The organism is Acidovorax sp. 93 (assembly GCF_003633835.1).
GTDB lineage: Bacteria > Pseudomonadota > Gammaproteobacteria > Burkholderiales > Burkholderiaceae_C > Acidovorax > Acidovorax facilis.
The window spans coordinates 1,650,229-1,663,617 of the sequence record NZ_RBIT01000001.1 but is presented as its reverse complement, the minus strand read 5'-3'; the positions used below and the strand labels follow the sequence as shown (position 1 = coordinate 1,663,617).

General features: G+C 68.3%; 10 protein-coding genes. 3 read left to right on the top strand and 7 right to left on the bottom strand.

Going from position 1 to position 13,389, the window contains the following annotated elements; translation table 11 throughout:
• Nucleotides 1-9: 9 nt before the first annotated feature.
• The 4 genes from C8C93_RS07495 to C8C93_RS07480 form a co-directional block, all read right to left on the bottom strand.
• Complete coding sequence (locus C8C93_RS07495; protein ID WP_121506429.1) at nt 10-3,828, bottom strand: EAL domain-containing protein; 3,819 nt, start codon at nt 3,826-3,828, stop codon at nt 10-12.
• A 154-nt stretch (nt 3,829-3,982) separates the two neighbouring features.
• Nucleotides 3,983-4,909, bottom strand: coding sequence for a DMT family transporter (locus C8C93_RS07490; protein ID WP_055401926.1), 927 nt, complete (start codon nt 4,907-4,909; stop codon nt 3,983-3,985).
• On the bottom strand, nt 4,906-5,463 hold the full coding sequence (locus tag C8C93_RS07485; protein ID WP_121506428.1) for a methylated-DNA--[protein]-cysteine S-methyltransferase: 558 nt from the start codon (nt 5,461-5,463) through the stop codon (nt 4,906-4,908). The genes C8C93_RS07490 and C8C93_RS07485 overlap by 4 nt, the downstream gene beginning before the upstream one ends.
• Before the next feature lie 65 nt (nt 5,464-5,528).
• Complete coding sequence (locus C8C93_RS07480) at nt 5,529-7,112, bottom strand: DNA-3-methyladenine glycosylase 2 family protein (RefSeq protein ID WP_199726999.1); 1,584 nt, start codon at nt 7,110-7,112, stop codon at nt 5,529-5,531.
• A gap of 157 nt (nt 7,113-7,269) precedes the next feature.
• Between C8C93_RS07480 and C8C93_RS07475 the strand changes: the two genes are divergently transcribed.
• Genes C8C93_RS07475 through C8C93_RS07465 form a run of 3 tightly spaced genes read left to right on the top strand, consistent with a single transcriptional unit; the run spans nt 7,270 to nt 10,855 of the window.
• Nucleotides 7,270-8,658, top strand: a complete 1,389-nt coding sequence (locus C8C93_RS07475; RefSeq protein WP_121506426.1) for a phosphomannomutase/phosphoglucomutase — start codon at nt 7,270-7,272, stop codon at nt 8,656-8,658.
• Nucleotides 8,659-8,717: 59 nt separating this feature from the next.
• Nucleotides 8,718-9,494 (top strand): carbon-nitrogen hydrolase family protein, encoded by a 777-nt coding sequence (locus tag C8C93_RS07470; RefSeq protein ID WP_121506425.1) that lies wholly within the window; start codon nt 8,718-8,720, stop codon nt 9,492-9,494.
• A 20-nt stretch (nt 9,495-9,514) separates the two neighbouring features.
• Entirely contained in the window at nt 9,515-10,855 is a 1,341-nt protein-coding gene (locus C8C93_RS07465; protein ID WP_121506424.1) for a 3-deoxy-D-manno-octulosonic acid transferase, read from the top strand.
• Between the two features lie 27 nt (nt 10,856-10,882).
• On the opposite strand, the gene C8C93_RS07460 is transcribed toward C8C93_RS07465, so the two are convergent.
• From C8C93_RS07460 to C8C93_RS07450, 3 genes are read right to left on the bottom strand one after another with little or no spacing between them, the layout of a single operon-like run.
• A complete protein-coding gene (locus C8C93_RS07460) occupies nt 10,883-12,220 on the bottom strand; it encodes a TolC family outer membrane protein (RefSeq protein ID WP_121506423.1) in 1,338 nt (445 codons plus the stop codon).
• A gap of 56 nt (nt 12,221-12,276) precedes the next feature.
• The gene (locus C8C93_RS07455; RefSeq protein ID WP_121420154.1) at nt 12,277-12,618 is read right to left on the bottom strand and encodes a rhodanese-like domain-containing protein; all 342 of its coding nucleotides are present in this window, start codon (nt 12,616-12,618) and stop codon (nt 12,277-12,279) included.
• A 31-nt stretch (nt 12,619-12,649) separates the two neighbouring features.
• Entirely contained in the window at nt 12,650-13,363 is a 714-nt protein-coding gene (locus tag C8C93_RS07450; protein ID WP_121506422.1) for a protein-L-isoaspartate O-methyltransferase, read from the bottom strand.
• Nucleotides 13,364-13,389: the final 26 nt, after the last annotated feature.

Sequence of the window (13,389 nt, the reverse complement as noted above, 5' to 3'; positions counted from 1 at the left end):
GGAGCGCAATCACGCAGGCCGGTTTTTCTGCCATCCCACCGGCGGTTGCCACCCTGGCGTCCAGCCGATGAAATCCTGCAGCGGCATGGGCCGGGCGATGCAGTAGCCCTGGGCCTGCATGCAGCCCAGCTGCAGCAGCATCTGGCCTTGTTCGATGGTTTCCACGCCTTCGGCAATCACGCGGTAGCCGAAGGAGCGGGCCAGGCCGATGACCCCCTGCACGATGGCCAGGTCGCCGGGGTCGCCCATCATGCCGTGCACAAAACTCTGGTCGATCTTGAGCGTGTCCATGGGCAGGCGGCGCAGGTAGGTCAGCGACGAGTAGCCGGTGCCAAAGTCGTCCAGCGACACCGCCACCCCCAGCGCACGCAGCGCCGTCAGGGTTTGCGCCACGGCGGTCAGGTCGTAGAGGGCGGCGCTTTCGGTGATCTCGATTTCCACCAGGTGGCCGGGCACGCCTGGGTGGCGGGCGATGCACCGGGCCATCCAGTCGGCAAAGTCTGGGTTTTGCAGGTGCTGGGCGGCGATGTTGATGCTCAGCGGCAGGTGCAGTCCGTGTGCCTGCAGTTGCGCCAGCACGGTAAGTGCGGCTTCGACCACCCATTCTCCAAAGTCGATTTCCAGCTCGGTGCCCTCCAGCAGCGGCAAGAACTCGCCCGGCGGCACCAGCCCGCGTTCGGGGTGCTGCCAGCGCGCCAGCGCTTCGGCACCCACCACGGCCCCACTCCTCATGTCCACCTTGGGCTGCAGGTACAGCGTGAACTGCGCGGCGGCCAGGGCCTCGCGCAAGTGGCGGCCTTGTTCGCGCTGCAATTGCAGGGCGCGTTCCTGCGCAGCGTCGAACTGGTGGAACCGGTTGCGCCCGGCCTGCTTGGCGGCGTACATGGCCTGGTCGGCGTGGCGCAGCAGGGCGTCGGCGTCGGCGTCATCCTGCGGGAACACGGTGTAGCCGATGCTGGCAGTGACCACCACACGCTCGGTGTCGAGTGTGTAGGGCGCTGAGATGTTGTCCATCACCCGGTGCAGCATGCGCTCGCAGTCGCCCACGGATTCAAGGTCGGGCATGAGGATCACGAACTCGTCGCCGCCCAGGCGCGCCACCGTGTCCAGCGGGCGCAGCGCGCGTGTGAGGCGGCCACCCACCACCACCAGCAGGCGGTCGCCCGCGCCGTGGCCCAGGCGGTCGTTGACGGGCTTGAAGCCGTCCAGGTCCAGGTAGGCCACACCCAGTTGCCGACCGTTCTGACGCGCCTGGTCCATGCACTCCTGCAGCTTGCGGGCCAGCAGCACGCGGTTGGGAAGGCCCGTGAGGGCGTCAAACAGGGCCAGCCGCTGCAGCAGAACCTCTTGCTCGCGCTGGGGCGTGACGTCAATGGCCACGCCCAGCATGCGTGCGGGGCGGCCCGCCGCATCGAAGCCCACGATCTTGCCCAGGTTGCGCAGCCAGCGGGCGGGGTCGCCCTGCTGATTCACACGCCAGGTGGCGTCGAACGGGGTGCCGGGGTGGGTGGTGTGGCGGGCCAGTTCGCTGGTGATGCGGTCGATGTCGTCGGGGGCAATGCCGGCGGTCCACTGCGTGGAGGCCAGTGGGGTGTGGGGCGTGTCCAGGCCTCGCATGGCGTGCCAGCGGCTGTCGCCGGTGACGGTGCCTGTGTGCAAATTCCAGTCCCACAGGCCCAACGATGCCGCCGAGATGGTGAGCGAGAGCAGTTCCTCGCGTTCCCGCACCTGCTCTTCGTTGCGTTTGCGGTCGGTGATGTCGTGCACCGAGAACAGCCAGCACGGCTCGCCATCGAATTCGGTGGCGCGCATGGACTGCAGCACGGTGCGGGGTGGGCCGCCACGCACATTCAGGTTGACCTCGTAGCTGCTCAGGTGGCCCGAGCGCTCCACCTCCGCAATCAGCTTTTCGCGGTCGTGCGCGGTGAAAATTCCCAGCTCGACCGCAGTACGGCCGATGGCCTCCTCGCGCGGGATGCCCAGCATGTCCACCCAGGCGGGGTTGATGTCCACATAGCGTCCGTCGCGTCGGTGCGACAGGCCCATGGGGTAGGGCATGAGCTGAAAGATGCGCGAGAAACGCTCTTCGGACTGGCGCAGGCGCTGCTCGGCGCGCTTGGCCTCGTCGATGTCCTGCATCACGCCGCGTACGCGGGTCACGCGCCCGTTTTCGATCACCGGCTCGCCCATGGCGCGCACCCACACCAGCCGGCCGTCGGTGTGCAGCACCTCGATCTCCATGCTCCACTCGCGGCGCTCCAGAATGCTCAAGCGGAAGTTGGCGCGCAGCGTTTCGCGGTAGGCGGGCGCCACATGGCGGTCAATGTAGTCGTGGGGCAGCGGCGAACCGGGGGGCAGGCCGTGGATGTCAAAACACACGTCCGACCAGTAGACCAGGCCCTTGCCGCGCTCGTCCTCCCAGGCACCCAGCCGGGCCAGGCGGCCGGCCTGCTGCAGCAGGCCATTGAGGGCCCGCAGCTCGTCACTGGCGCGGTGGGCTTCGGTCATGTCATGGAAAACGAACACAAAACAGTTTTCGCCATCCACAAGCACGGAGCGTGCCGACATCAGTCCCGGGATGCGTCCGCCCTCGCGCTGCGCAACCAGCGGCAGGCGGTCCACCTTGCCGTCGCGGCGGAAGGTCTCCACCAGCCGCTTGCGTTCCTGTTCAGAGGCCCAGATGTTCAGCTCGGTCGATGTGCGGCCGATCACCTCCTCGCGCGGGCGCCCCAGCACCTCGCAGAATGCGGGGTTCACGTCGATGTAGCGGCCGTCCGAGATGCGCGAGATGCCTGCGGGGTCGGGCAGCGTCTGGTAGAAGGTCGTGTACTTGGCCTCGGACGAGCGCAGCGCATCTTCTGCCGCGCGGTGGGCGGTGATGTCCACGTCCATGCCGATGAGGCTGGTCGGCCGGTTCTGGGCGTCGCGCGTGGCCACCGTGCCGCGCGACATGAGCCAGTGCCAGCGGCCCTCGGTGTCCATCACCCTGAATTCGGCTTCGTAGCTGTCTTCCAGCCCGTCCATGGCCCGCGCCAGCCTGGCCGCATTGCGCTCGGCATCCTGCGGGTGGCGCCGGGCATACCAGCGCTGCCACAGGTCTGGCGCCTCCAGATCGGCGGCGGTGATGCCGAAGGTTTCGTAGAAGCTGCCGTGGCAGCGGAACTGGCGCTGCACCACATCCCACTCCCAGTGCCCGCCACCCATGGAGTCGAGCACCAAGCGCAGCCTGCGCTCTTGTTGTGCGAGGGCTTGCTGGATGTCGCTGCGTGAAAGCTCGGAGCGCGCCCCGTTGGCCAGCAGCAACCGGCCCACGCCCAGCATCAGCACCCCGGCGCCGTGGTGCCATGGCAGGCTTCGCGCCATGTCGGATGCACCGTCGGTAGCCCACAGGCTGCCAGACACGGCCAGGGGCAGGGTCAGCGTCAGGCCGATCAGTGCAGCCCATTTTGGCACCTGCAGGCGTGCCCCCACATGGCGCCACAACACCCCCGTGGCCACCGACACGCCCAGCACGGCAACGGCTGGCACCGCATCGGACATATCAGTGCGCACCGCTGCCACCAGGGCGATGAGCGCCGCAATGATGGCCGCCGGAAACCTGAAAAAGAGCGCCAGAAACGCCGCCACCGTGGGGTAGGCCACCACCCGCAGCTCGGGGGCGTTCCAGCGCAGCGCCTCAAAAGAAATCCAGGAAACGAGGCCGCCTGCCAACCCCAGCAGCAGCAAGGTGCGGCGCGACGGGTGCAAGGACTCGCGCGGCGGCAGCCAGGCAAGCACCAGCAGCAGCGACATCAGCGCTGTGGCGGCCAAAAGGGTGTTGTTACCCATGGAAAACCCCTGGGCAAGCCAATTGCGGCGGGGTAGCCGCAGGCCAGGAGTTGCAGGGGGAGCGGCCGGGGATGTGTGTGGCAGTACAGCGCCCGGTGCCGTTGACGGACTTGGTCAGATGGCAAAAGCCCGAAGAAAACCCCATGGGCCAAGTTTAGGGCCGTTCTGAGGCGGGCAGGGCGGGCCTGAGTGTCCTGATAAGTCCGGTTGACAACAATGTGCCGCACACGATGACCACGGCGCAGCCCACCATCCAGGGCGTGATGCGTTCGCCCAGGAAGACCGTGCCGTACAAAACCGCAAACACGGGGGTGATGAAGGTCACGGCCAGCGCCCGGCTGGGGCCGGCACTGGCGATCAGGCGAAAGTACAGGATGTAGGCAATGCCCGTGCACAGCACCGCAATGGCAATGATGGCGCCCCAGGCGCGCAGGCCTGGCATCTGCGCAGGCCAGAACCACAGCGTGGGCAGGGCCAGTCCCAGCGCCGCGCCCAGCTGGCTGCCGGTAGCGGTGGCCAGCGGTGGAATGCCCGTGAGGTAGCGCCGCGCAAAGCTGGCCGACAGGCCGTAGAAGCTCGAAGCCAACAGGCAGGCGGCAATGGCCCATTCGGCGCTGTCACTCTTGAACCCGGTGCCCGCTGGCGCACGCCAGGCCAGCAGCGCCACGCCCACAAAACCCAGTGCCAGGCCCGCCCAGCGCAGGCGGTTGATGCGGTCACCCAGCCACATCCAGGCCACCAGCGCGCCAAACAGCGGCACGGTGGCGTTGAGGATGGAGGTCAGGCCCGTGGCAATGTGCAGCACAGCCCAGGAAAACAGCGCAAATGGAATGGCCGAATTGATGACCCCCGCAAACAGGATGGGCCGCCAGTGCTGGCGCAGCGCAGGCCAGTGGCCCTGGCGCAGCATGATGGGCCACAGGAACACCGTGGCCAGCGCCACGCGCAGCCCGGCCGTGGGCAGAGGGCCGAAGTCGGACGCACCCAGCCGCATGAACAGAAAGGACGCGCCCCACAGCGCCGCCAGCAAGATGAATTCGCCGATCCAGGTGGAAACGGGCTGGTTGCCGGGGCTGTTCATGCATGTCCTTTGCGGAAAGCGTTGGGTGCGCTGGGGGAGGTGGAGGGCAGCGCATTTTCCAGCGTCAGCAAGACCGCTTTGCGATCAAGGCCACCGGCATAGCCCGTCAGGCTGCCGTCCGATCCCACCACGCGGTGGCAGGGCACCACCACGCTGATCGGGTTGCGCCCCACGGCGGCGCCCACTGCGCGCACGGCCAGGGGGCGGCCCAGCTGGCGGCTCAAGGCGCCGTAGCTGGTGGTGGCACCCCGGCCGATGGCCAGCAAGGCACGCCAAACAGCCTGCTGAAACGGCGTGCCACCCGAAAGGTCCAGCGGCAGGTCAAACCCCGCACGTTGCCCGGCGAAGTACTGCTGGAGCTGGTGGGCGGCTTCCTCCAGCACGGGGTGGCTTGCCGTGTCAGCCCAGGCCGTGGGGCCATGAAGCCGCTGGCTGGGCTCGTGGCGCTGGCCTTCAAACCAGACACCGACCAAGCCGGCGGGCGACGCCGCCAGGCGCACGGGCCCCAGCGCGGTGGAGGTGCGCATTTGCACGGTGTAGGGGTGAAATTGCATGGCTGAATGAACGATTGTTAGATGAAATTGGCCACCAGCGCTTGATGGATAAGCGCTAGCAGCTCCTACTTTGATAGTGATGGAACTGGTGGCACGGCACCCGCCGGGGTGCCCGCTGCCCAGGCGCGCAGCACCGCGTAACTGCGCCAGGGCCGCCAGGCCTGCGAGGCCTCGCCTGCGGCGCGGGCCGGGTTCTTGTGCCCCTGCACGCCCAAGGCCTTGTGCAGCGCCACATCCCCGGCCGGAAACGCATCGGGCCAGCGCAACACGCGCATGGCGATGTACTGGGCCGTCCAGTCGCCAATACCGGGCAGAGCGCACAGCGCGGCCCTGGTGCTGGCCACGTCGGCGCCCGCGTGCAAGGCCAGCGTGCCGCCATCCACGGCGCGGGCCAGCGCCACGATGGCAGCCTGGCGCTGGCGCACGATGCCCAGCTGGCCCAGGGTGTCGCCGTCGGCCGCTGCCAGCGTGGCAGCGGTGGGGAACAGGCGGTTCAGCCCGGGCCAGGGCGTTTCGATGGGCTCACCCAGCCTCTCCACCAGCCGCTGGCCCAGGGTGCGCGCAGCGGCCACGGTGATCTGCTGGCCCAGCACGGCGCGCACGGCCAGCTCAAAGCCGTCGAACGCACCGGGCACGCGCAGGCCGTCGCCCTGGGGGAAGTGCGGATGCAGCACGGCGTTGATGGCCGCGGGGTCGGCATCCAGGTCGAGCATGGCGCGCACGCGGCGGATCACGAGCGGCAACACGGGGTACAGGCTGTCGCTGGTCTGCAGCAGCACCTGGTGGCGGGCCCCGTCAAAGCGTGCGCTGAACCATCCCGTGGTTTCGCCGGGCAGGCCGGTGCAGGAAGCGCGCAGACGCACCGTGCGCCGCAGCGTGGTCTCCTCCGGCAGCACCCATTCCACACCGTGGAACTGCCGCCGTTCAAAAAAGGCCAGCAGTGCGGGCACATCAAACGGCGGGCGCCAAGCCAGGCGCAAGGTGCTGGTGGGTTGCGCCCCTGCGGTGGTGCCGCTGCGCCGCAGCTGTGTGGGGTTCAGGCCGTAGTGCCCCGAAAACGCCGCATTGAAGCGCCGCACGCTCGCAAAGCCGCTGGCCAGCGCCACCTGGGTAACGGGCATGGGGGTGTCGGTGAGCAGTTGTTTGGCGGTCAGCAGCCGGCGCGTCTGCAGGTATTGCAGCGGCGATACGCCCAGGGCCGCCTCAAAAATGCGGCGCAGGTGCCGGTCGCTCACGCCCAGGCGCTCGGCCAGCCGGGCCACGGTGGCGCTGCCTTCGCCGGGCGCGGACGGGGCGGGCCACAGGTCGGGCGCATCCAGCAGGCGCACTGCCTGCTGCACCAGGATGCCACTGGCGTCCTGCACCGACCACACCAGCGCCTGCGGCGCTAGCTCGGGCCGACAGCGCAGGCAGGGGCGAAAGCCCGCGTTCTCGGCCTGTGCGGCCAGCACAAAAAAGCGGCAGTTCTCGCGCCGGGGCGTGCGCACGGCGCACACGGGGCGGCAATAGATGCCGGTGGAGGTCACCGCCGTGAAAAAATGCCCGTCAAACCGTGCATCCCGCGCCAGCACCGCCAGGTAGCGGCCTTCGTCCAAGGCGGCGTCAGGGGCCTGGGCAACGGATGGGGTGGGGGGGGAGGGCGGATTCATGGGCTTGATCATAGGAGCCGGGGGTGTTTTCACTGGCCGTTTTCGGACATGTGCCTCAGCCCAACGCGAGGGTTTGCCCCCAGTACCCCCGGAGGGCGCGCCTACAATGCAGCGGACTTCCAAAAACAGCCCAACTCCCTACGCGAAAGGCCCCTGCGTGCAGCCCACACCCGCCATTTTCAAAGCCTACGATATCCGCGGCATTGTGCCGTCCACGCTCAACGAAGAAGTTGCGCTCGGCCTGGGCCGGGCCTTTGGCACGGCAGCCCGCGCCGAGGGGCAGACCACCGTGGCGGTGGGGCGCGACGGGCGCCTGTCGGGCCCGGCCATCTCGGGTGCGCTGATCCAGGGGCTGGTGGAGGCGGGCATTGAGGTGATCGATGTGGGCCTGGTGACCACGCCGCTGCTGTACTTTGCAGCCAGCACGCTGTGTGCCAGCGGCATCCAGGTCACCGGAAGCCACAACCCCAGGGACTACAACGGCTTCAAGATGGTGCTGAACGGCCGCGCCATCTATGGCGAAGAAATCCAGCAGCTTCGCCGCACCATGGAGCAGGAAACCTGGCAGCTGCTGCCCGGCGGCTCGGTGCGCCATGTGGACGTGCTGCCCGCGTACCGCGAACGCATCGTGGGCGATGTGAAACTGGCCCGCCCGATCAAGATCGTGGTGGACTGCGGCAACGGCATCGCGGGCGCCTCGGCGCCGGACATCTTCCGCGCCCTGGGCTGCGAAGTAATCGAGCTGTTCTCCGAGGTGGATGGCAACTTCCCCAACCACCACCCCGACCCGAGCAAGCCCGAGAACCTGCGTGATTTGATCGAGGCCCTGAAGGCCAGCGACGCCGAGCTGGGCCTGGCGTTTGATGGCGATGGCGACCGCCTAGGGATCGTGACCAAGGACGGCACCAACATCTTCCCCGACCGCCAGATGATGCTGTTTGCGCAAGACGTGCTCTCGCGCGTGCCCGGCGGCGAAATCATCTTCGACGTGAAGTGCACCCAGCGCCTGGCGCCTGCCATTGCGGCCGCTGGCGGCGTGCCGGTGATGTTCAAGACCGGCCACTCGCTCATCAAGGCCCGCATGAAGGAGACCCACTCCCCGTTGGGCGGCGAGATGAGCGGCCACATCTTCTTCAAGGAGCGCTGGTACGGCTTTGACGACGGCACCTACGCGGGCTGCCGCCTGCTGGAAATCCTGAGCAAGTCCAACGACCCGAGCGCCGTGCTCAACGCGCTGCCCACCAGTTTCTCCACCCCCGAGCTGAACGTGGCCTGCGCCGAGGGCGAACCCCACCGCCTCACGGCCGAGCTGCAGGCCCTGGCTGCAGAGACCTTTGCCGCGCCCTCGCAGATCAGCACCATCGATGGCCTGCGCGTGGACTGGCCCGACGGTTTTGGCCTGATCCGTGCCAGCAACACCACGCCGGTGCTGGTGCTGCGCTTTGAGGGCCACACCACCGAGGCCCTGGCCCGCATCGAAGCGGCCATGCTGGCCCTGCTGCACCGGGTCAAGCCCGATGCCCACGTGGGCGCCGCCAGCCACTGACGCCGTATCGTCGAACCCGCCGCGCCCCTCTTTCTGTATTTGTTGTTGAACCGCCCCGCATGAAACCGTCACTGTCCACCCCCTTGCGTGTTGCCGCTGCCCAGTCGCCCTCGGCGCCGGGTGATGTGGCGCGCAACGTGCAGACCCACCTGGCCTTTGTGCGGGCGGCGGTGCACGAACGTGTGCTGGTACTGGTGTTTCCCGAGCTGTCGCTCACGGGGTATGAACCGAACCTGCTGGCGGCCAACGTGCTGTCGGCCGACCATTCCGCTCTGGCTCCCTTGAGGCAGTCTGCCCAGCAACACGGCATCACCCTGGTGGTGGGCGCTCCGGCTGCGCCGGTTGTGGCGGGCGCCTTGCCCGCCATTGGCGCCTGGGTGCTCGGGGCCGACGGCAGTGTGGCGCTGTACCGCAAGCGCCACCTGCACCCGAGCGAGGAGCGGTTCGCCAGTGCTGGCACCGACGACGCCCAGGTGCTGTTGCTGGCCGGTGAACCCACGGCGCTGGCCGTGTGTGCCGACATCACCCATCCCGAACACGCAATGGCCGCCAGCAATGCGGGCGCCGCACTCTACGCGGCGGGCGTGCTGATTTCCGAGAAGGCCTATGGGGCCGAATCGGCCCTGCTGCAAGGCTATGCCCGCGACCACGACATGGCAGTGCTAGTGGCCAACTACAGCGGGCCCTCTGGCGGCTACGTGAGTGCGGGTCGCAGTGCCTTCTGGGCACCCGGTGGCCACTGCGTGGCAGCCGCGCCCGATGACAGCCCCAGCCTGGTGTGGGCGGCACGGGGCGACAGCGGCTGGACGGGCGGGGTGGTGGAGCTGGTCGGCTGATCCGCTGATCGAACCCCCGCATGAACGCTGCCCGCGCCCTGTATTCACTGGTGACCTGGTGCGCGCAGCCCCTGCTGCGCCGCAAGCTGCGCCGCCGCGCCGTGGCCGAACCTGGCTATGCCCATGCGGTGGGCGAGCGTTTTGGCCGCTATCCAGTGCCCATGGACAGCATGGTGTCGCACCACAGCGTTGATCCGATAGGCCAGTTTGTCTGGGTCCACGCCGTGTCGCTGGGCGAAACCCGCGCCGCCGCCATCTTGCTGGCCCAGTTGCGTGAGCAGCTTCCGGGCATGCGCCTGCTGCTCACCCACGGCACGGCCACCGGGCGGGCCGAGGGCGAAAAGCTTCTGCTGCCCGGCGACGTGCAAGTGTGGCAGCCCTGGGATACACCGGGCGCCGTGGCGCGCTTTCTGCGCACCTTTCGCCCGGCCGTCGGCATCCTCATGGAAACCGAGGTCTGGCCCAACCTGGTGGCGGGCTGCCAGCAGCGTGGCGTGCCGCTGGTGCTGGCCAATGCGCGGTTCAACGCCAAGTCGCTGCGCAAGGCCCAGCGGCTGGCAGCGCTGGCCCGGCCCGCCTATGGGGGGCTGACCGCTGCCTGGGCCCAGACCGAAGACGACGCCACCCGCCTGCGGGCCATCGGCGCCCCGGTGCGCGGCGTGTTTGGCAACCTCAAGTTTGACGTGGTACCCGACGCCCGCCAGATCGCCCAGGGTCGGGCCTGGCACGCCCACACCGGGCGCCCCGTGGTGCTGCTGGCCAGCAGCCGGGAGGGCGAGGAGGCAATGTGGCTCGAAAACTTCAAGCCAAAACAGGCCCCAGCGCTTGATGGACAAGCGCAAACAGCTATCAATAATATAGCAAATGACGTGCAATGGCTCATCGTACCGCGCCACCCTCAGCGGTTTGACGAGGTGCAACAGCTGCTCCAGCGCGCTGGGCTCACCGTATCGCGCCGCAGCCACTGGGCGGCAGAACCCGAGGCGGCCGATGTGTGGCTGGGGGATTCACTGGGCGAAATGGCGCTGTACTACGGCCTGGCCGATGTGGCCTTGCTGGGTGGCAGTTTTGCCCCCCTGGGCGGCCAGAACCTGATCGAGGCCGCCGCCTGCGGCTGCCCCGTGGTACTGGGGCCGCACACCTTCAACTTTGCCGAGGCCGCCGAGCTGGCCTGTGCGGCAGGTGCCGCGCAGCGCGTGCCCGACATGGCCGCAGGCATGGCGCTCGCGGCCCATTTGGCGACGGATGCCCCTGAACAGGCTGCGGCCAGCGAACGTGCCAGCCGTTTTGCCACAGCGCACCGGGGGGCGGCACGGGCTACGGCGCAGGCGGTGCAGGCCGTGCTGCAAGCCGCCGGGTAGCTCCGCGCGGCCCGTCCGCCAACCCCGTCAGGGCTTGATGAGCAAGGCGTTGATCGCCTCGATGTCCTGCTGCGTCAGCGTGCCCGCCGCCTGGCGCAACTTCAGCGTGCCGAGCAGCACGTTGTAGCGGGCCTGGGCCAGGTCGCGCTTGGTCTGGAAGAGCTGGCTTTGGGCATTGAGCACGTCGATGTTGATGCGCACGCCCACCTGGTAACCGAGCTTGTTGGCATCGAGCGCACTCTGGCTGGAGGCTTCGGCAGCTTCCAGCGCCTGCACCTGGCCCTGGCCGGATTGCACACCAAAGAAGGCGGCGCGGGTGGCCTGCGCGACGTTGCGGCGCGCGGTTTCAAGGTCGGCCGCGGCCTTCTCTTCGAGCGCCAGGGTTTCCTTCACGCGGTTTTGCACCGCAAATCCGGCAAACAGCGGGAGATTGAAGGCCACGCCCACGCTGGCGCTGTTGGTGCGGTTGTTCACGCCGGGCGCCGTGATGGTGCCATTCGGGTTGCGCGTGACGTTGTAGCCCACCTGCAGGTCCAGGGTGGGCAGGTGGCCGGTTTCGGCCTTTTTGGTTTCAAGGCGGGCAATGTCCAGCGCGATGGCGGCCTGGCGCACGCCGGGCTGCTGGTCGCGTGCGGTGTCCACCCAGGTGATCACGTTGTCGGGCTGCACCGTGGGCAGTTGCACGGGCAGCGCCAGCGGCTGGGGCTTGGTGCCGGTGATGCCCACCAGCTGGTCCAGTGCCAGGCGTTTCACGCGCAGGTCGTTTTCGGCCGCGATTTCCTGGGCCACCACCAGGTCGTAGCGGGCCTGGGCCTCGCGCGAATCGGTGACGGTGGTGGTGCCCACCTCGAAGTTGCGCTTGGCGGAGGCCAGTTGCTCCGACACGGCCGCTTTTTGCGCCTGCACGAAGGCCAGGGTGTCCTGCGCGGCCAGCACGTCAAAGTAGGCCTGGCTCACGCGCACCAGCAGGTCTTGAGTGGCGGCGTCCAGCTGCGCCTGGGCCACGTCAATGCCGCGCTGGCCTTGCTCCAGCGTGATGCGGTTGGCGGGCCGGTACAGCGGTTGCGAGGCCTGCACGCCCACCGTCTGCGTGGTCCCGGTGTTCTCCACAGGCGGGCGGCTCAGTTCCACATTGGCGCGGCTGAGCCCGGCCGTGAGCGCGGCGCTGGGCAGCAGGCCGGCGCGGGCCTGGTCGGCGCGGCGGGATGCTGCGTCGAGCTGGGCTCGGGCCGACTGCCAGGTCGTGTCATAGGTGCGTGCCGATTCCACCAGCTCCAGCAGGCTCTGGGCATGCGCCGGGGCGCTCAGCGCCGCGCCGAGCGCCAGGGACAGAAGTGACAGGGAGAGGGGCCGGTGCGGAGTCATGGGGGTCCTTCGGAAGAGTCTGCGGTTCGATGGGAGAGCGGGTGCCAGGGGCGTGATCAATAGCGGGGCACGGTGGGGTCGTTTTCGTGCGACCAGGCATCAATGCCACCGGTGATATTGGCCAACTGTTCAAACCCGTTGTGTTGCAGGAACGATGCCACCCGCAGGCTGCGTGCGCCGTGGTGGCACAGGCACGCAATGGGGCGGGCGGGGTCCAGCTCGGCCAGTCGCCCGGGCAATTCGCCCATGGGGATGGCCACCAGTTCAAACCCATCGGCGCGTACGCTGGCGGTCTGCAGCTCCCAGGGTTCGCGCACGTCCAGCACCAGGGGCTGGCTGCCTTCGGGTGCGGCGGCAAACCAGGCAGACAGCTGGGCGGGGCGGACGTGATCGATCATGCAGAACTCCGAAGAAAGCCGAACAACAGGGTCAGAACGTAAAGCCGGAAGGTTCCGGGAAGTTCACCAGGCGCGGGGCGATGGTGTCCCAGGGCGAGGTGGTCTCGAAACGGTCGCCGGTGCGGCGGGTCAGCGTGAAACGCATCACAGGCTCGCTCCCCACGATGGCACCCAGGCGGCCGCCGTCGCGCAGCAATGCGAGGAGGGCGGTGGGCACTTCAGCTACCGAGCCGCTGAGCACGATCACGTCGAAGGGGCCGTCGGGAATGGCGTCGCGGGCGCCGTCGCCCAGGCGCACATCGGCGTTTTGAACACCCGCGTCGCGCAGGTTCTCACGGGCCATTTCGGCGAGTTCGGGGTTGATTTCGAGCGACACCACGCGCTCGGCGCGGGCGGCCAGCAGGGCGGCCATGTAGCCCGAACCTGCGCCAATCTCCAGCACACGGTCCGTCGGCTTGATTTGCAGGTCTTGCAGGATGCGCGCCTCCACGCGGGGCTGCAGCATGCTCTGACCGCGGCGCACGGCCTCTTCGGCGTCTTTGCCCAGCAGGGGCACTTCGATGTCCATGAACGCCATGCTGCGGTAGGCCGGAGGAACAAAATCCTCGCGGCGAACAACAGCCAGCAGGTCCAGCACGTCCGCGTCCAGCACGTTCCAGGGGCGGATCTGCTGCTCGATCATGTTGTAGCGGGCCTGGGCAACCGGGTCGTGGGTGTTGGCAAGCGTGTTCAGGGGCAGGTTCATGGTGTTCTCTCCGGGGGTGGCGGTTG